The sequence below is a fragment of the Enterobacter sp. KB-280D8 genome, from assembly GCF_041399405.1.
Lineage (GTDB): Bacteria > Pseudomonadota > Gammaproteobacteria > Enterobacterales > Enterobacteriaceae > Enterobacter > Enterobacter cloacae_N.
In genome coordinates, this window is the sequence record NZ_JBGKEC010000002.1 from 838,388 (window position 1) to 856,454 (window position 18,067).

Consider the following 18,067-nt stretch of genomic DNA (forward strand, 5'->3'; position numbering starts at 1 on the left):
ACTTCCTGTATTAGCTAAATGTGTTGGTGACTTCCTGCAGGTCACGATCGCCCAGCTCATGTTCAAAGCTGCGCAGACGTTTATAGATAGACATCAACTCTACCAGCGTGGTCCAGGAGTTGATCAGATACTGGAATGAGTTTCTGACCTGATCGAACACGTTCGTAATCTGGGTCAGTAAGCCCAGCGTGATTGTTCCCGCAACAATAGATGGGAACAACAGGAATAGTCCAAAAACAGTATCGACCTGCAGATAGAAAATACGGGCAATATTGAAATACATGTAGTGGAAATAGAGCCTGAAGTAGTTGAAACGGACGTTGCGGAACAGCTCTTTTATCGTCGGGGGCGCAGCGCGCGTTGGGTCGTCCTCTCCGTAGACCAGTTCCTTACGATAGGCCGCTTCAACACGCTGGTTCTTAAACTCTAAGCCCGGCAGCTTAATCCCGACGACGGCAAGCAGGCCTGTGCCCATAAGCGACCAAATCAGCGCCGGGATGAGCAGGCCGTACGGTAAATGTCCGACAATCGGCAATGCTGAAATATGGGGAGAAAGCGCGACCAGAATCGGTAAGAACGCAAACAGTTTCAGGATGGCATTAAGCAGGCTGACGCCCATATCCTCAAGCGTTGACGCGAAACGCATGGTGTCTTCCTGAACGCGCTGAGCAGCACCCTCAATATGACGCAGACGCTCCCAGTGCGTCATGTAGAATTCGTTCATCGCCGTACGCCAGCGGAAGACGTAATGGCTGACGAAGAAATTATTCAGCACCGCCACGGTGACAGCGATCATCGCAATGCCCATAAAAATTTTTAACTGATTATAAAGCTCGCCGATTGGCACCCTGTTAGGGGCGCTCAGCGCTTTCTGGATGAGATCGTAGAACGGGGCATACCACGCGTTAATGGCTACGCTCACTTCGACCAGAAACCAGGTGACAAAAATAATCAGCGACGTTCCCAGAATGGACCACGTCTGCCAGCGATGAGGGGAATAATTAAACCAGAACAGCGCAAACAGCCCCACGCACAGCGCGTAATAGGCATAAAACAGCAGATAGCTGAACGACCAGAAGCGCGCCGCGCTAATTGGCACCTCGCCTGTCGCCCCCACGATGCGTGCCAGCCATGCACCGCCGCCCGCCAGCCAGAACACGACCGCGATCAGTGCCCAAATAAATGCCGACAGGAAAAAAGGCCCCGGCTTTGGGAAAAAAGACTTAAACATGATGCTTCCTTCTTGTTGTTATGGTTGTTGCTGTGCTCAACGCATTACCACACGAATACCTTGCCCGGGCCGGTCTCCCGGCTCGGGCAAAAAGGTCAGACCCGTGGGTTGATTATTAGTTCGCTTTCCAGTTTTCGAGAATTGTTTCGGTGCGTTTCACCGCGACAGGGTTCGCCGGCGCAATGAAGTTTCGCCAGACGTCGTTGTGATGGTTAATCAGGATGTGTGCTTCAGCTGCCGGGCGGTTGGCGGTGGTATGGGCATCTTCCGCCACGGTAATGTGGTAACCCCGGCTGACGCCATTTTTGACCGTGGCGTCAACGCAGTAGTCGGTGGCGCAGCCGCAAATGACAAACTCACGAATGCCCTGCTCGCGTAATAGCGTTTCTAGCGTGGTGTTGTAAAAAGCATCACACGCAGTCTTGGTCACGTACAGCGCGCCAGCGGGCTGATGGAGTTCAGGCAGCAACGCAAACCCTTCACTTCCCTCTTCCAGCCCCCCGGCCTCGGCATGCTGAATAAAAATCACCGTGTCGGCTGCCTGCGTAAGCTGGTTGATCAAAGAGACACAGTTCTTGCGCTGATGACGAGGGGTTTCAAACACCCCGTTCTGCATATCAACCACCATTACCACACGCTTTTCAGACATACCGTTCTCCGCAAGATTGAGTAACACTGGTACCTATCATAAGCCCGATGTCACAAAATGGGAGAGCGCTCGCAGGGAAATTCTTCATATTTACCCATGGTTACGTTTTTCTCGCTATGGTTATGCTAATCGGGGCATTGCACGGTGCCGATTAGTAGTATAAATACCCATTACTTTCCTCATTCACTTCATGGATGCTTTTCGTTGAAACGTTGTCTGCTCTCTTTTGCCGCGCTGTGTGCGGTGAGCTTCTCCACCGCCCAGGCAGCTCAGCCGCTGACGGCGCCCGTTTTGGCTTCAGATATTGCCGATCGCTACGCGAACCTTATCTATTACGGCAGCGGCGCGACCGGGATGGCAATGGTGGTCATCGACGGCAACCAGCGCGTTTTTCGCAGCTTTGGTGAAACACGTCCAGGTAATAACGTTCGCCCGCAGCTGGATTCCGTTGTGCGCGTCGCGTCCTTAACCAAGCTGATGACCAGTGAAATGCTTGTGAAACTACTCGACCAGGGCGTGGTGAAGCTCGACGATCCGCTCAGCAAATACGCCCCGCCGGGTGCCCGTGTTCCGACGTATCAGGGCACGCCAATCCGCCTTGTGAACCTGGCAACCCACACCAGCGCTCTGCCGCGCGAGCAGCCGGGCGGCGCAGCGCACCGCGACGTTTTTGTCTGGCCAACGCGCCAACAGCGCTGGAACTACCTGAGTACCGCCACGCTGAAATCCGCCCCGGGATCGCAGGCCTCTTACTCGAACCTGGCGTTCGATCTGCTGGCGGATGCGCTCTCAGCGGCGGCGGGCAAACCTTATCCGCAGCTGTTTGAAGAGCAGATCACGCGTCCGCTGGGCATGAAAGACACCACCTTTACTCCTTCACCGGACCAGTGCAAACGCCTGATGGTGGCAGAGAAAGGCGCAAGCCCGTGTAACAACACGCTGGCGGCCGTGGGCAGCGGCGGGGTCTATTCCACCCCTGGCGACATGATGCGCTGGATGCAGCAGTTCCTTTCTTCGGATTTCTACTCCCGCAGCAGCCAGGCCGATCGTATGCAGACCCTCATTTATCAGCGTACTCAGCTGCACCGCGTCATCGGGATGGACGTGCCGGGTAAAGCCGATGCGCTCGGCCTGGGCTGGGTCTATATGGCGCCGAAAAATGGCCGTCCGGGCATTATTCAGAAAACCGGCGGCGGCGGCGGATTCATCACCTACATGGCGATGATTCCGCAGTCCAACGTGGGCGCGTTTGTGGTGGTCACCCGTTCTCCTAACACGCGCTTCGTTAATATGAGTGACGGCATTAATAACCTGGTGGCTGAGCTGAGCGCCAATAAAGCCCAGGTGCTTACCGCGTCTAACTGATCTTAATAATCTCAGGGCAAGCGGTTGATGTTAAACCGTTTGCCCCGAACGCTCCCCCTTCCGCAGTCTTGCATTATCTACCGCTAAACCGCCCACTTTAATAAACACCTCACGGTGCTTTCGGTTACACTAACCTTCTTTGTTCCACAAACATCAGGCATACCATGACCGATTTAATTGCACGCCCCCGCCGCCTGCGCAAGTCACCTGCACTGCGCGCTATGTTTGAAGAGACAACACTGACCTTAAACGATCTGGTGTTGCCGATTTTTGTTGAAGAAGAGATTGATGACTACAAAGCCATCGAAGCCATGCCGGGCGTGATGCGCATTCCTGAAAAATATCTGGCGCGCGAGATCGAACGCATCGCCAACGCGGGGATCCGCTCGGTGATGACCTTCGGCATCTCCCACCATACTGACGCGACCGGCAGCGATGCGTGGAAAGAAGACGGGCTCGTGGCCCGCATGTCCCGCATCTGCAAAGAGACCGTGCCGGAAATGGTGGTCATGTCCGACACCTGTTTCTGCGAATACACTTCCCATGGTCACTGCGGCGTGCTGTGCGATCATGGCGTGGATAACGATGCCACCCTGCTGAACCTCGGCAAGCAGGCTGTGGTCGCTGCCGCTGCGGGTGCGGACTTCATCGCGCCGTCTGCGGCGATGGACGGCCAGGTTCAGGCGATCCGTCAGGCGCTGGATGCGGCAGGCTTTACCGACACCGCCATCATGTCCTACTCCACCAAATTTGCCTCCTCGTTCTACGGCCCGTTCCGTGAAGCAGCTGGTACGGCGCTGAAGGGCGATCGTAAGACCTATCAGATGAACCCGCTGAACCGCCGCGAAGCAATTCGTGAATCCCTGCTCGATGAAGCTCAGGGCGCAGACTGCCTGATGGTGAAACCAGCTGGCGCGTATCTCGACATCCTGCGCGACATCCGCGAGCGCACCGAACTGCCGCTGGGGGCATACCAGGTGAGCGGCGAGTACGCGATGATCAAATTCGCCGCGCTGGCAGGGGCTATCGACGAAGAGAAAGTGATCCTCGAAAGCCTGGGGGCGATCAAACGCGCGGGCGCGGATCTGATCTTCAGCTACTTCGCGCTGGATCTGGCTGAGAAAAAAATCCTCCGCTAATCTTCACCAAACTGCAATACAACCGACATCTGCTCCTTCTACTGTCTTCGCAAGACGGCAGGAGGAGTAATCATGTTTAGCCTCGATAGCGTTCTCGACGATCTTTGGCCTCAGGCGAGGCCTGCACCCTGGCAAAAAAGTCTGTTAAAAAGGCTGTTTTACGAAGACGAATTCCAGCAGTTTGCCGCCGCTCACCGCCACTTGAAAGGGCTGGATATGGTGGAGCAAGTTCTGGAACACCTTGATATTCTCTGCACCGTTTCCGCCCGCGATCTCGAACAAATCCCCGAACATGGCCCGCTGGTCATTATTGCCAACCACCCGACGGGCACCCTGGACGGGCTGGCGCTGATGTACGCCGTCTCCCGCGTGCGACGCGACGTTAAAGTCGTGACCAACCGGATGCTGACCCACCTTGAGCCCCTCAGTTCTCTGTTTATTCCGGTCGACAATATGGGCGGCAGGACAGCGAAGTCGTCCCTGGTTCAGATGGAGCAGCATCTGCAAAACGCGGGCGTGCTGATCTTCTTCCCGGCGGGAGAAGTTTCACGGCCCACGCGCAAAGGCATTCGCGATAAAAAATGGCACTCCGGCTTTATAAAACTCGCCAGCAAGCTGCGCGCCCCGCTGCTGCCGGTGCATATTCAGGCGCACAACAGCCTGCTCTTTTATGCCAGCACGCTGGTGTCACCGACATTGTCGATGCTGCTGCTGATGCAGCAGATGTTCCGCCGCCGCCACAGCCAGCTGCCGATTAAAATCGGCCAGCAGATTGCGTGGAACAGCTGGTTTAGCGCTACCCTTTCGTCTCGTGAGATGGCCGAGCAGTGCCGTCAGCACGTGATGCGTCTTGGCAAGGGATTGCCTGGCGTTTTTAAAACCCAGTGTGCGATTGCCCGTCCGGAAGACCGGGCCACGCTGAGACGTGAACTGGCGCAGGCCGAGTGTCTGGGTAAAACCAGCGACGGCAAAACCATCTACCTGTGGCAGCGCAACGGGCAGGAAGAGGCTCCTCTTCTGCGCGAGCTGGGCCGCCTGCGCGAGATTGCGTTTCGTGCGGTGGAGGAAGGGAGCGGTAAACGCCGGGACACCGACAGCTACGATGATGATTATCTGCACCTGATCCTGTGGGATGAAGAGGATCTGGAGATTGTCGGCGCGTATCGCTTTATGCCAACGGCCATGCAGGTCGAAAAGCGCGGCGTCGACGGGCTGTACAGCTACAGCCTGTTTCACTACGACGACAAAATGCAGGACGTGCTGGAGCACGGTATTGAGCTGGGGCGCAGCTTTATTCAGCCGCGCTACTGGGGGCGTCGCGGTCTGGACTATCTGTGGTCCGGCATCGGGGCTTACCTGGCGCGTTACCCTCACTACCGCTACCTGTTTGGGCCCGTCTCCATCTCCGGTGGCTTACCGCCTGCGGCGCGGGATCTGCTGGTCGCCTTTTACCGCCTGTGGTTCCCGGCAACGCATCCGCTGGCCGCGTCACGCCAGCCTTACCCGGCGTCGCTGCCGGACGTTCTCGCGCAGTTTGGCGGGGTGGATTACGTGGATGACCTGACAAAGCTGAAATCCCTGCTCGGTAATCTGGGCTGCGGCATTCCGCCGCTCTACAAGCAGTATTCCGAACTCTGTGAACCCGGCGGCGTGCAGTTTATTGATTTTGGCAGCGACCCGGCGTTTAACAACTGCGTAGACGGTCTGGTGCTGGTGGATTTGTGTTATCTGAAGTCGAACCGCTACCAGCGGTATATTGAGGCGCACCTTTAAATGTGCAGTTTTTTGTAGGCCGGGTAAGCGCAGCGCCACCCGGCAAGAACGGTGCACAATTGCCGGGTGGCGGCTACGCCTTACCCGGCCTACGTGTACTGCAGGATCAAGGGCGATAAAACGGCTTATCCCCTAAAATCGTCGCCCGCTGCATAATCCTTCGCTGCGGCAGATAGTCCGCATTGGCATAGTGCTGCGTCACGCGGTTATCCCAGATCGCCAGGTCGTTCTCCTGCCAGCGCCAGCGCACCTGAAACTCCGGTTTAGTGATATGTGCGAACAGGAAACCTAACAGCGCCTCGCTCTCTTTTTCCGTCACGTCCACAATGCGCGTCGTAAATCCTTCGTTCACGAACAGCGCCTGCTTGCCCGTGACCGGATGGGTGCGCACCACCGGGTGCAGCAGCGGCGGATGCTTCGCCACCGCCTCCAGCCAGCGCTGGTGCTCCTCTTCGGTTTTACGGTACTTGTATTCCGGGAACGATTTTTTGAAGTCGTGCTCCGCCCGCAGCCCGCTCAGGAGCACCCGGAGCGGTGCGGAAAGCGCCTCATACGCCGCAATCCCGCTGGCCCACAGCGTATCACCGCCCGTCTCCGGCAGCAGCTTCGCCGCCAGAATCGCCCCGGCGGGAGGCGTCTCGATAAAGGTCACATCGGTGTGCCAGTTGTCGTTATCCGGCGGGTTATCGTTGTGGGTGTCCAGAACGATAATCTCCTCTACCCCTTCCGCATGCGGATAGACCGGGTGGATATGCAGATCGCCAAAGCGCAGGGCCAGCGCGCGCTGCTGCTGCGGGGTGATTGCCTGCTCGCGCAGGAACACCACCTGATGGCGCAGCACCGCGTGGTACAGCTGCTCGAACTGGTTATCGCTCAGCGGACGGGTCACATCCAGGCCCGACACCTGCGCGCCAATGTACGGCCCCAGCGGGGTAATGGTCAGACGTTCACTCATTGTATTTCTCCATGCCAGGGCGTCAGGCGGCGCTGTAACGCGCGCAGCCCCAGTTCTAATCCGAAGGCGATCGCAGCAATTACCGCAATCCCTGCCAGCACCACGTCAGTCGCCAGGAACTCCCCCGCCGACTGCACCATAAACCCTAATCCTCGCGTGGCGGCGATCAGCTCTGCCGCCACCAGCGTGGACCAGCCCACGCCAAGCCCGATGCGTATCCCGGTTAAAATCTCCGGCAGCGCGCCCGGTAAAATCACGAAAAGCAGCACCTGCGTGCGGCTGGCCCCCAGCGACTGCGCCGCGCGGATCCGCACCTGCTGGGCGCTCTTCACGCCCGCCAGCGCCGACATGGCAACCGGGGCGAAAATCGCCAGATAAATCAGCAGGATTTTTGACGTTTCACCGATGCCGAACCAGATCACCATCAGCGGCAGATAGGCCAGCGGCGGCACCGGACGGTAAAGCTCAATCAGCGGGTCGAGGATGCCGCGCACCGTCGGGCTTAGGCCCATCGCGATCCCGACCGGAATACCGATAATCACCGCCGCCAGCAGCGCCACCAGAATACGCGCCAGACTTGCACCTAAGTGCTGCCAGAGCGTGGCATCCATAAAGCCCTGCGGCCCGGCGATGGTAATGAGTTTGTCCAGCACCTGTCCCGGCGGCGGCAGAAACAGCGGGCTGACCCACTGCAGGGCCGCAACCGCCCACCACAATGCCCACAGTACAAGCAGCGTACCGACGCTCAAGGTGATTTGGCGCGAGAAAGGCCAGCGCAGCGCCAGACGTGTGCGGCGCGTTTTTTCACTGAAAACGATGCTCATGAGAACACCTCCCGCTGCTCAAACACGCGGCTTAAGACATATTCGCGCTGCTCAATAAACCGCGGGTCGGATTTGATGCTGCGCACGGGTTCGCCCGCGACGTAGCGGCGGGCGAAATCCAGCGGCAAGCGCTCCAGCACGCGCCCCGGCCCCGGCGAGAGCAGCACCAGCTCCGTCGCCATAAACACCGCCTCTTCGATATCGTGGGTAATTAACAGCACCTGCTTGCCCGTCTCATGCCACAGGCGCAGCAGCAGGGTTTGCATCTGCTCGCGGGTGAAGGCATCCAGCGCCCCGAACGGCTCGTCCAGCAGCAACAGCTGCGGATTGGCCGCCAGCGCGCGGGCAATGCCGACGCGCTGGCGCTGACCGCCGGAAAGCTGCCAGATAAAGCGTTTTTCCGCCCCTTCCAGCCCGACCTTTTTCAGCATCAACCGCGCCGTTTCCAGCCGCTGTTCGCGGTTAATGCCCGCAAGCTGTAGCCCAAACGCTACGTTTTCCTGCACGTTACGCCAGGGAAGTAACCCTTCGTTCTGAAAGACCACCCCGCGCTCGGCGCCCGGGCCTTCCACCTTTTTGCCTTCCAGCTGAATGGTGCCGTGCTGATACGGTACAAACCCGGCGATCAGATTCAGCAGCGTGGTTTTTCCGCACCCGGACGGCCCGAGCACTACCAGCAGTTCACCGCTGCCCAGCGTCAGGTTGATGTCCTCCAGCGCGGGTTTCCCACCGTAATCGGCGTACAGGTTAGTAATATTCAGCATGGCGGACTCCTTATTTCACAAAGCGGTCGGTCACGTACTGGCTGTAATCTGCCGCTACCGCGGGCACTTTGCCCTGCTCTTTCAGGAAGGTGGCGGTATCAACAATCGCTTTGCTCACCGGCCCGTTCAGCTGCTGCACCTGCTGCGCGGGGGTCAGATAGGTATTGCCCTTCACCAGCCCCGGCACGTCCGATTCCGGCACGCCGCTCAGGCGGGAGAGTTTTTCCAGGTTGGCGGGCTGCTTCAGCCATTCATCCGGGTTACTGATGTACGGCTGCTGGGCGTCAATCGCGCTTTTGGCGAAGGCTTTCACCACCTCAGGATGCTTCTCGGCAAAGTCTTTGCGCACTACCCACACGTCGAGCGTCGGCGCCCCCCACTGGCCCACTTTTTCGGAGTCGGTCAGCACGGTGCCGTCTTTTTCCAGTTCGTTCACTGCCGGTGCCCACACGTAGGCCCCGTCAATATCGCCGCGCTGCCAGGCGGCGATAATCGCCGGCGGCTGCAGGTTGATGATTTGTACCTGACCCGGCTTGATGCCCCAGTGTTTCAGCGCCGCCAGCAGGCTGTAGTGAGTGGTGGAGATAAACGGCACGGCGATGCGTTTGCCGATCAGATCTTCCGGTTTGGTGATGTTCTTCTTCACCACCAGGGCTTCAGAGTTACCGAGCTGCGAGGCGAGCAGGAAAACCTCAATCGGCACCTGCTGGCTGGCCGCGACCGCCAGCGGGCTGGAACCGATATTGCCGATCTGCACGTCGCCGGAGGCTAACGCACGTACGACGGACGCGCCGCTGTCGAACTTGCGCCAGTCGACTTTCGCGCCGCTCTCTTTGGCAAAGGTGTTGTCTGCCTGCGCAACCTTCGCTGGCTCCGCAGAGGTTTGATACGCGACGGTGACGTCCACCGCCTGCGCCTGAAATGCCCACAGCGCCAGCGCGCCGAGAAGTGTGATTCGCGATGAATTTGCCATAGTGCCTGCTCCCCTTGTTGTTATGAGGGCAGTATTTCCGGCGCAGGAATTTTGATAAAGGAATAAAAAAGAATCGTTAATGACGATTCGTTTTTAGAAAAAAAGCGGGAAAGAATAGTTGGTTTTGTGCGGTTGGTTTTTTCCCTCTCCCCGTGGGAGAGGGTCTGGGTGAGGTCATCAGCGCTGTGCGTTCAGTTCCGCAATATCCTTCGGCGTGGTGCGACAGCATCCGCCGATTAACTTCGCTCCCGCCGCCAGCCACTGCGGCAGATACCCCACCAGCGTCTCGCACGCTTCGCCGTGGTGATGCCAGGTTTTGGTTACCGCGTCATAATGCTCGCCCGAGTTCGGGTAAACCACCAGCGGCAGCGCCGTCAGGCTTTGCAGATGTTTTAACACCGCGGTGGTATTTTCCAGGGCGATGCAGTTAATGCCCAGCGCGACAATCTGCGGATAGTTTGCCAGCACGTTGACTACGTCACGCAGCGGCGTACCGTCGCTCAGGTGCTCGCTGTCGCGCAGGGTAAATGAGAACCACGCCCGGGCGCGGGGATACTCGGTCAGCAGTGCCGCCAGCGCCTTAATCTCCTCAAAGGACGGTAGGGTTTCGCAGGCCAGCAGGTCAGCGCCCGCATCCAGCAGCGCTTCCACGCGCGGGCGGTGGAATTCTGTGAATTCTTCGGCACTAAGCACGTAGTCGCCGCGATACTCTGAGCCATCCGCCAGATACGCGCCGTAAGGCCCAACGGATCCCGCCACCAGCAGCGTGCCCGCATGCGGATTTTCAGCCAGATACGCTTCGCGCGCCTTGCGCGCCAGCTCCACGCTTTTGCCAATCAGCGCGCGGGACTGCGCCTCGTCCAGACCGCGTGCCGCAAAGCCCGCAGGCGTGGCCTGGTAGCTGGCGGTGATCGCCACCTGCGCGCCCGCGCGGTAGTAATCACGATGCACTTCGCGAATAAGATCCGGGTTTTCCACCAGCACTTTGGCAGACCAGAGGCTGTCTGCAAGGTTACAGCCGCGCGCTTCCAGCTCCGTTGCCATTGCGCCATCCAGCACCACAAACGGCTGTTTTTCAAGGATGGCGGTAAGCGGATTATTCTGCGACATGTTCAGGCTCCTGCGATGTCATATTTCGGGTCAGATAGTAGGCACCATAACACAGGGCGACGAACGGAAGCCCGCAATAAAGGGCAATCCGCTGGCTGGGGTCAAACCACAGGCCGACACAGGCCACCACACAGAGGATAAAACCGAGCACCGGCACCAGCGGATACCACGGCGCGCGGTACTGCAGCGCAGAGAGCGGCTGGCCGGACTGCAGATGACGACGGCGGAAAACGAAGTGCGACGCGCAGATGCTGATCCATACCGCCACCACCGCAAAGCCAGAAATGGCCGAGAGTGCGACAAACACCGTGTCCGGGGCCACCACGCTTGAGAACAGCGCCAGCACGCCGCCGAGCATGGAAACCGAGAGCGCCGTCAGCGGCACGCCGTTTTTGTTCACGCGGGCAAAGCAGCGCGGGAGCGTTTTCTCATTCGAGAGCGACCAGAGCATGCGGCCAGACGCGTACAGCCCGGAGTTCGCCGCCGAGAGGATCGCCGTCAGGATCACGAAGTTAAAGATATCAGCCGCATAAGGAATACCGACCTTCTCAAACACCAGCACGAACGGGCTCTTTTCCACGCCCGCCTGCTGCATCGGGATCAGCGCCGCCAGCACAAACACGGTGCCGATAAAGAAGATGATCAGCCGCGCGATGGTGGTGCGAATCGCAACCGGAATGACCTTGTGCGGATTTTCCGTTTCACCCGCCGCGATGCCGATAAGCTCGGTCCCGGAGAAGGCAAAGTTCACCGCCACCATGGTCATCAGGATCGGCAGGCCGCCGTGCGGGAACCAGCCCTCGGCAGTGAGGTTGCTTAAGCCCGGCGCGGGTGACCCGTCCTGCATCGGGATGAAACCAAAGACCGCCGCCCCGCCGAGGATGATAAAGGCGACGATGGTGATGACCTTCACCAGCGAGAACCAGAATTCCCCTTCGGCAAAGAAGCGTGTGGAGATGACGTTAAGGCCAAAAATCACCACGCAGAAGACCACGCACCACGCCCAGACGGGCACCTGCGGGAACCAGTACTGCATGCAGAACCCGGCGGCGGTAAAGCTCGACCCAAGCGCCACCGTCCAGGTCAGCCAGTAGAGCCACGCCACGGTGTAGCCCGTCGCCGGGCCAAGATAGCGGGCGGCATAGACGTGGAACGCGCCGGTTTCCGGCATCGCCACGGAAAGCTCGCCCAGACACTGCATCACCAGCCAGACCACCAGCGCGCCGATCAGGTACGCCAGCAGCGTGCCCGCTGCACCGGTGGTGGAGATGATGTATCCCGTATTAAAAAACAACCCTGTCCCAATCACGCCGCCCAGGGAGAGCATAATCAGGTGGCGTGTTTTCATGGTGCGCTTAAGCTGCCCATTTTCTTGTTGTGTTTGCATATTACCTTCTATACGTATGGACATCTAAACATCCAAAGAAGGTGTTATACCGCGATTATTAACAAAAAGCTAGATGACCAGACGCAAGCGGGCGCGCCGCGCGCTGAGTCTGGGGTGGGTTGTGAGGATCACATAGAGAATCGGACGCCAGGCCATAAGCACCTCCGCAAGCAGATACTTACAGCATGGTGCGGGAGCGTGCGATCTTCGGTCAGTCGAAAGTGCTATCCGTGAAGCGCAAATTCATACCGCGATAGTGCCCTACAGGCCGCCACCTGGCGCAAAGGTTGGTAATTCTCACAATCAGTTCTATAGTCGACACAGTTTATTAGTAACCAGGACTGACTGATGCGCTTTAACGGACTGACCAAAGGTTTCTTTATTTTCATTCTCGCCCTTGTGACCTGGGCTTTCTTCGACGTGCTGTCGCCCTACTTCTCCGCGATACTGTGGGCCGCTATTCTGACCGTCATCTTCAACCCGGTAAAAAACAGGCTGCGCGCCGCGCTGGGGGATCGCAACGGGCTGGCCTCGCTGCTGACGATTGGCATTATCTGCCTGATCGTCTTCATCCCGCTGATGGTGATCCTCTCCTCGCTCGCCATTGAGCTGAACGTGGTTTACACGAAGCTCCAGGAGAACAACACGCAATTCCCGGAAGTGGTGGCGAGCATCTTTAACCACCTGCCGGACTGGGCAAGCGGCTTCCTGGCGGACCACAACCTGACCAACGCGGCACAGATCCAGAAAAAACTCTCCGACGTCGCGCTGCAGGGCGGGCAGTATCTGGCGGGCAGCGCGTTCCTGATCGGCAAAGGCACGTTTGGCTTTGCCATTAGCTTCGGTATCATGCTTTATCTGCTGTTCTTCCTCCTGAAGGATGGACCGTATCTGGTGCGCCAGATCCTCGACTCCCTGCCGCTGTCCGATTTTGTTAAACAGCACCTGTTCGCCAAGTTTGTCGGCGTCTCCCGGGCGACGGTGAAAGGAACGGCGGTAGTGGCCGTCGTTCAGGGCACGCTCGGCGGGATCGCGTTTGCCATCGCGGGCATCGACGGCAGCGTGCTCTGGGGCGCGCTGATGGCGTTCCTCTCGCTGGTCCCCGCCGTCGGCTCGGCGATTGTCTGGGTGCCAGCCGCCATCTACCTGTTCGCCACGCACCAGCTGTGGCAGGGGCTGTTTATTGTAGGCTTCTTCGTGATAATCGTCGGGCTGGTGGACAATATCCTGCGCCCGCTGCTGGTGGGGAAAGACACCAAAATGCCGGACTACCTGATTTTGATCACTACCCTCGGCGGTATGGAGCTGTACGGCATTAACGGCTTTGTGATTGGGCCGCTTATTGCCGCGCTGTTTATCGCCTGCTGGAACCTCTTCTCCGGACGCGATCACGAAGGTAACGCCGAAGAGCTGGACGCGGATTTCATCGAAGAGGGAAAAAACTCTCCTGATTTGTAAGAACAGGCGTTCTGAAAGGCGGCGCTGTGCCGCCTTTTTTTTCGCTCTGAATCAGAGGTTTTCTATAATCTGAAAGAATGTTCTTCCATTTTTGCCGTAGAGGAAACCAACAGGTGCGAATCGCCACGATCACAAACTGGGCTTATGGAGTCACGGTGTGCCTGACCATTGCTTCCGGCATCGTCATGGTGATGGCTTCCCATGCCGACAACATAGAACGTGAGGCCGTAAAACAACGGCAAGTGTTTGATGAGATTACGGAAGAGATCGAAACAGACGCCTGGGTGCTCTCTGATCTAGCGCGACTTTACGCCATTAAAAAAGAGCCTGATGTGCTGGAGAAATATCAGGCGAAAGAAGCTGAAATGAAGAATATTGAACACACGCTGCAGCAGCTCAAAAACATGGGAGCATCGGGTGAGGAGCTGGCGCTGCTGTATGACGGACTGAAGATTGTTGACGAACTGCAGGATGAGCAGCAGGCAGCCATTGACGGCATCACCCGGGGCGAAGATCGGCAAGCCGTTGCGTTACTCTTCGGTAAAAGTTACGAACTGGAATTAGAGCGGGCGCAGAGTAACATCGACCGCTTTCGCCTGCTGCTGGACAAGCGCATTATCGCCGACGTGCAGGCTGCCACCAGAACGTCAAAAGCGCTTCGTACCGCTTCAGAGGTGATGGTCGGACTGACCGCCGTGCTCTTCCTGTTTGTGATGGGCTTTATCCTCAAGCGTCGCGTGCTGCGTCCGGTGGTACGCCTGAGCGACGTCGTTCATCGTCTGGCATCACAGGATTACGCCGTCGAACCCCCGAACTTCACCCAGGTTGATGAGATAGGCGATATGGCTCAGGCCATCCGCATCTTCCGCGAAAACGGCCTTGCGCGACAGCGGCTGGAAAAAGAGCGCGACGCCGACTGGGCCATCCGCGAGCTGCTGGCGCGCATGACGCAGCGGCTGCAGGGGTGTGAAAACTTTAACGATGTCATTAACGTGGCGGAGATGTTTGCTCCCAACATCGCGCCGGGTATAGCGGGACGGCTCTACGTTTTCGATCGCGATCCGTGGCAAATGCGCTGCGCCACCCAATGGCTTTCACCGACCGGTGATGAGACCACGTTCCACCCCGATGCGTGCTGGGCCGTGCGTCGCGGTCAGAGCCACCCGCCGGTTAACGGTGAGCCGGATGTCGCCTGCTATCATCTCCCGGCGTCACAGGAGGAAAGCGCGCTGTGCGTGCCGCTTATCGCCCAGGGCGAGGCTATTGGCCTGCTCTCGTTCCAGAACATCACCCCGGAAAATGCCCCTTCCCGCGCGTATCTGGAACTGATGGCCGAGGCGCTCGGGCTGGCGCTGGCAAACCAGCGCCTGCGCGACGCGTTGCTGGAAAAAGCCTTATTTGACCCGCTTACCGGCCTGCGTAATCGCCATCATCTGGAAGACACCCTGCATACTCAAATGACGCAGGCCATGCGCAACGACGAGCCGTTAAGCTGCATGATGATCGACATCGATCACTTCAAAAGCATCAATGACCGCTTTGGTCACGAGGCCGGCGATGGGGTGATCAAAAACGTGGCGTCGATTATTCAGCGGGCCGCGCACGACAGCGGGCTGGCGTTCCGCTACGGGGGCGAGGAGTTTCTGGTTCTGCTTCCCAATGCCGGTGAAGCAGAGGCGCATGCCTGCGCGCAGAAGATTTACACCGCCGTGCATGAACTGTCGCTTCGCTACGGGCTGACCGAGATTGGGCCGGTGGATGTGTCGATTGGCATCGCCAGCTATCCAGAGCATGCTCAGAGCGACAACCTGCTGCGCGCCGCGGACGTGGCCCTGTACCGGGCGAAAGAGCTGGGACGCTCGCGAATTGTGAGTTTTGGGATGCTGGAAGCGGGCTAGGCCACCCGCCGGGTGGCAGACGCAAGAATGTCGGGTATCAGAAAATGATAAACTTTTCGTGATATTCTTTTTTGATCGGGTTTACCTCATATACTCTTCTCAGAGCGGACAAACGCACGTTATAAAAATACTGACTTTTCAGTCCGTTATTATTTAGCGCGTAGGTGGCCGCCTCATCATAAAAATATCCTCTGGCATATTAACCACGGCGTTAATGTTACCGCGATTATAAAAAAATAATCGCCTCATCTTTACCCCTGTATTAATGCATGCAGCGCAGAAGATTGTGAGCGTGGCAGGCATTATTCTTCACAATGGAAAAACGTCTATGTCTAAAGTGGATTTACGATCCAAAAAAACCTGGGGAGCGCTGGCCTTAATTGCCGCGATCGCGGGGGCGATGGCTTCCGCATTTGCGTGGACGGCGGGCTGGCTTGGTTCACGCACCATCAGCCAGGCATTAGTCCCGGAAACGCCAACGCCGTTTCCTCCTGGATTTCGCCGTGCGCACGGCAAAGGGATGTGCTTTACCGGAAACTTCGTTCCTGAAGGAGCTGCGAGGTCACTGTCTACTGCGCGTCTCTTTTCACAAACGGAAACGCGCGTTGTCGGCCGGTTCTCTATTGGCACTGGCAACCCCTACGCGGCGGATAACTCAACGAAAACCCTGAGCATGGCACTGATGTTCAGCACAGACGACAAACAGCAGTGGCGTATGGCGATGAACAACGAGCCCTACTTTGCCACCCGGGATCCAGAAGGCTTTCTGGCTCTTCGCAAAGCAACCGCGCCAGATGCAGCAACCGGCAAACCGGATCCGCAGCGGCTCGCTGCATTCTTAAAAGCCTATCCGGAAGCAGAGAAATACCTTAAATGGGCGGCACACAAACCCGCTCCCGGCAGTTTTGCTGGCGCAACGTTCTACAGTATTAACGCCTTCTATCTTGTTGACGCCCACGGTAATCGCCAGGCGGTGCGCTGGATGATGCGCCCGCACGATCCTTTTATATCGTTGAGCGAGGCGCAGCGTCAGACAGCCGATCGCAACGCCATGTTCGAGGGCGTCAGCCAGAGACTTGCTCAGAAACCTCTCTACTGGGATTTCGTTCTTCAGCTCGCGCAGCCGGGTGACCCGGTGGATGACCCTTCCCAGCCGTGGCCGAACGATCGCAAGCAAATTGTGGCCGGAACGCTGGAGGTGACGCAGGTGGAAGCCCAGGCAGAGGGTCCCTGCCGCGACGTTAACTTCGACCCATCGACGGTTCCAGCGGGTGTGGAAGTGTCTGCCGATCCTGTCCTGAACGCGCGTTCTGCCGCGTATTCACACTCTTTCAGCCGCCGCGAGCGGGAAATTGGCTACGGCAAGGCAACCGAGGCCGTTCAAATGCAGGAGGTTAAATGAACCCGAACCGTGAAGGACAAGAAAAAACGCCCCAGCATTTCAACGCGCTGGCTCGAGGGCTGCACTGGCTCATGGCGGCGATGATTCTGGCAATGCTGTTCATTGGTACGGCAATGATGACGACGCTCCATCATCGGATAGCGCTAATCGACCTGCATCGCCCTCTGGGGATTGCCATACTACTGCTGGCGCTGCTCCGTCTGATGAACCGCCTGCGTAGCCAGCCCCCCCAGCTCCCTGCAGATTTGCCCTTCTGGCAGGTATTTGCGGCAAAGGCGTCGCACTGGCTGCTGTATGCGCTCATGCTGGCAATGCCATTTTTGGGCTGGGCGCAGCTGTCGGCAGCAGGCTTGCCCGTCGTTATGTTTGAGGGTTTTAACCTCCCACCGATTGTGCCAACAAGCCCAACGCTTTTCGCATGGTGCCACGATGCCCATAGCCTTCTGGCGAAACTCCTTTTTGCCGTGGTGCTCTTACATATTTCAGCCGCATTAGTTCATGCCTGGATCTACCGGGACAGCGTTTTTGCCAGCATGGCGAAAAGCGGCAAATCGGCGAGTCAGCCGTCTCAAGAGCGCTAACATTCCCATCGCCCAACCGCGTCCGTTTGTTTAATTTCCCTGTTCGCTACCCGGATGGAAATCGGGTGGCGCATCATTTAGCAACCTGAGCGAGGCATATTGTTTTCGCTCTGGGTACACCTTGAAATACCACAAAAATATTATCGACACTCCCGATATTATCCCGAACATTCCGGGGCTCCCCTGCCAGAATAAACGCGACTGATATATTAAAGAAATGGATAATATCCACAGACGAAGGTCTAAGATTTTTCCTGGAAAAATGGAGGCTGCTCTACGACATTTTACTCTTTCGCCGTCGGTACAAAGTCAGGTCATAATTTCAGGCGTGACAAATAAAGATTACTGTTCGCGCACCCAACAAACTTTTAAAAAAAGACTGTCGCCTGTCGCCCCGTCGTCAGACATGCAGGGGCACGATTTAGCAGGGTGCATAGCGCATGAGCGGGTAGCATCCCGGCGCCTGCCCAAGCGGATAACGACACCGCTTTCAAGCGTTAAGTACGTTTAAAGGGTTTGTATCACAGATGAATCTGCGGAGAGAAAAACGTGAGTCAA

15 protein-coding genes are annotated in these 18,067 nt (G+C 57.6%); 7 read left to right on the forward strand and 8 right to left on the reverse strand.

Annotation, left to right across the window (positions count from 1 at the left end):
- Nucleotides 1–10: 10 nt before the first annotated feature.
- Nucleotides 11–1,231 (reverse strand): peptide antibiotic transporter SbmA, encoded by a 1,221-nt coding sequence (gene sbmA, locus AB8818_RS09490; RefSeq protein ID WP_163330402.1) that lies wholly within the window; start codon nt 1,229–1,231, stop codon nt 11–13.
- Between the two features lie 115 nt (nt 1,232–1,346).
- On the reverse strand, nt 1,347–1,880 hold the full coding sequence (locus AB8818_RS09495) for an isochorismatase family protein (RefSeq protein ID WP_116341677.1): 534 nt from the start codon (nt 1,878–1,880) through the stop codon (nt 1,347–1,349).
- Nucleotides 1,881–2,084: 204 nt separating this feature from the next.
- On the opposite strand from AB8818_RS09495, the gene ampH reads away from it, so the two are divergent.
- The 3 genes from ampH to AB8818_RS09510 all read left to right on the forward strand — a co-directional run bounded on the left by ampH (nt 2,085) and on the right by AB8818_RS09510 (nt 6,157).
- Nucleotides 2,085–3,245, forward strand: a complete 1,161-nt coding sequence (ampH, locus tag AB8818_RS09500) for a D-alanyl-D-alanine-carboxypeptidase/endopeptidase AmpH (protein ID WP_061099077.1) — start codon at nt 2,085–2,087, stop codon at nt 3,243–3,245.
- Between the two features lie 164 nt (nt 3,246–3,409).
- Nucleotides 3,410–4,384 (forward strand): porphobilinogen synthase, encoded by a 975-nt coding sequence (gene hemB, locus AB8818_RS09505; RefSeq protein WP_021241687.1) that lies wholly within the window; start codon nt 3,410–3,412, stop codon nt 4,382–4,384.
- 72 nt (nt 4,385–4,456) lie between these two features.
- Nucleotides 4,457–6,157: a lysophospholipid acyltransferase family protein gene (locus AB8818_RS09510; RefSeq protein ID WP_163330401.1), complete on the forward strand. Its 1,701-nt coding sequence runs from the start codon at nt 4,457–4,459 to the stop codon at nt 6,155–6,157.
- 106 nt (nt 6,158–6,263) lie between these two features.
- Here AB8818_RS09510 and tauD read toward each other — a convergent pair whose 3' ends face one another.
- The 6 genes from tauD to mmuP form a co-directional block, all read right to left on the reverse strand.
- Nucleotides 6,264–7,112, reverse strand: a complete 849-nt coding sequence (tauD, locus tag AB8818_RS09515; RefSeq protein WP_166710249.1) for a taurine dioxygenase — start codon at nt 7,110–7,112, stop codon at nt 6,264–6,266.
- Nucleotides 7,109–7,936, reverse strand: coding sequence for a taurine ABC transporter permease TauC (gene tauC / locus AB8818_RS09520; protein WP_192983493.1), 828 nt, complete (start codon nt 7,934–7,936; stop codon nt 7,109–7,111). Before tauC ends, tauD begins: the two co-directional genes overlap by 4 nt.
- Nucleotides 7,933–8,700 (reverse strand): taurine ABC transporter ATP-binding subunit, encoded by a 768-nt coding sequence (tauB, locus tag AB8818_RS09525; RefSeq protein ID WP_192983496.1) that lies wholly within the window; start codon nt 8,698–8,700, stop codon nt 7,933–7,935. The genes tauC and tauB overlap by 4 nt, the downstream gene beginning before the upstream one ends.
- A 10-nt stretch (nt 8,701–8,710) precedes the next feature.
- Nucleotides 8,711–9,673 carry a taurine ABC transporter substrate-binding protein gene (tauA, locus tag AB8818_RS09530; RefSeq protein ID WP_192983499.1) on the reverse strand — a complete coding sequence of 321 codons (963 nt, stop codon included), beginning with the start codon at nt 9,671–9,673 and terminating at the stop codon, nt 8,711–8,713.
- Between the two features lie 177 nt (nt 9,674–9,850).
- On the reverse strand, nt 9,851–10,783 hold the full coding sequence (gene mmuM, locus AB8818_RS09535; RefSeq protein WP_192983501.1) for a homocysteine S-methyltransferase: 933 nt from the start codon (nt 10,781–10,783) through the stop codon (nt 9,851–9,853).
- Nucleotides 10,770–12,170 (reverse strand): S-methylmethionine permease, encoded by a 1,401-nt coding sequence (gene mmuP, locus AB8818_RS09540; protein WP_116341691.1) that lies wholly within the window; start codon nt 12,168–12,170, stop codon nt 10,770–10,772. Before mmuP ends, mmuM begins: the two co-directional genes overlap by 14 nt.
- A gap of 348 nt (nt 12,171–12,518) precedes the next feature.
- On the opposite strand from mmuP, the gene AB8818_RS09545 reads away from it, so the two are divergent.
- The 4 genes from AB8818_RS09545 to AB8818_RS09560 all read left to right on the forward strand — a co-directional run bounded on the left by AB8818_RS09545 (nt 12,519) and on the right by AB8818_RS09560 (nt 17,509).
- Nucleotides 12,519–13,628, forward strand: a complete 1,110-nt coding sequence (locus tag AB8818_RS09545) for an AI-2E family transporter (RefSeq protein WP_116341693.1) — start codon at nt 12,519–12,521, stop codon at nt 13,626–13,628.
- Nucleotides 13,629–13,741: 113 nt separating this feature from the next.
- Nucleotides 13,742–15,526 carry a diguanylate cyclase gene (locus AB8818_RS09550; RefSeq protein ID WP_192983504.1) on the forward strand — a complete coding sequence of 595 codons (1,785 nt, stop codon included), beginning with the start codon at nt 13,742–13,744 and terminating at the stop codon, nt 15,524–15,526.
- A 328-nt stretch (nt 15,527–15,854) separates the two neighbouring features.
- Complete coding sequence (locus tag AB8818_RS09555; RefSeq protein WP_192983507.1) at nt 15,855–16,928, forward strand: catalase family peroxidase; 1,074 nt, start codon at nt 15,855–15,857, stop codon at nt 16,926–16,928.
- Nucleotides 16,925–17,509 carry a cytochrome b gene (locus AB8818_RS09560; RefSeq protein WP_116341699.1) on the forward strand — a complete coding sequence of 195 codons (585 nt, stop codon included), beginning with the start codon at nt 16,925–16,927 and terminating at the stop codon, nt 17,507–17,509. Before AB8818_RS09555 ends, AB8818_RS09560 begins: the two co-directional genes overlap by 4 nt.
- The last annotated feature ends 558 nt before the right edge of the window (nt 17,510–18,067 follow it).

Coding starts and splice junctions, on each gene's coding strand:
- sbmA (WP_163330402.1), bottom strand. CDS start 1,231: ATGTTTAAGTCTTTTTTCCCAAAGCCGGGGCCTTTTTTCCTGTCGGCA.
- AB8818_RS09495 (WP_116341677.1), bottom strand. CDS start 1,880: ATGTCTGAAAAGCGTGTGGTAATGGTGGTTGATATGCAGAACGGGGTG.
- hemB (WP_021241687.1), top strand. CDS start 3,410: ATGACCGATTTAATTGCACGCCCCCGCCGCCTGCGCAAGTCACCTGCA.
- AB8818_RS09510 (WP_163330401.1), top strand. CDS start 4,457: ATGTTTAGCCTCGATAGCGTTCTCGACGATCTTTGGCCTCAGGCGAGG.
- tauD (WP_166710249.1), bottom strand. CDS start 7,112: ATGAGTGAACGTCTGACCATTACCCCGCTGGGGCCGTACATTGGCGCG.
- tauC (WP_192983493.1), bottom strand. CDS start 7,936: ATGAGCATCGTTTTCAGTGAAAAAACGCGCCGCACACGTCTGGCGCTG.
- tauB (WP_192983496.1), bottom strand. CDS start 8,700: ATGCTGAATATTACTAACCTGTACGCCGATTACGGTGGGAAACCCGCG.
- tauA (WP_192983499.1), bottom strand. CDS start 9,673: ATGGCAAATTCATCGCGAATCACACTTCTCGGCGCGCTGGCGCTGTGG.
- mmuM (WP_192983501.1), bottom strand. CDS start 10,783: ATGTCGCAGAATAATCCGCTTACCGCCATCCTTGAAAAACAGCCGTTT.
- mmuP (WP_116341691.1), bottom strand. CDS start 12,170: ATGCAAACACAACAAGAAAATGGGCAGCTTAAGCGCACCATGAAAACA.
- AB8818_RS09545 (WP_116341693.1), top strand. CDS start 12,519: ATGCGCTTTAACGGACTGACCAAAGGTTTCTTTATTTTCATTCTCGCC.
- AB8818_RS09555 (WP_192983507.1), top strand. CDS start 15,855: ATGTCTAAAGTGGATTTACGATCCAAAAAAACCTGGGGAGCGCTGGCC.
- AB8818_RS09560 (WP_116341699.1), top strand. CDS start 16,925: ATGAACCCGAACCGTGAAGGACAAGAAAAAACGCCCCAGCATTTCAAC.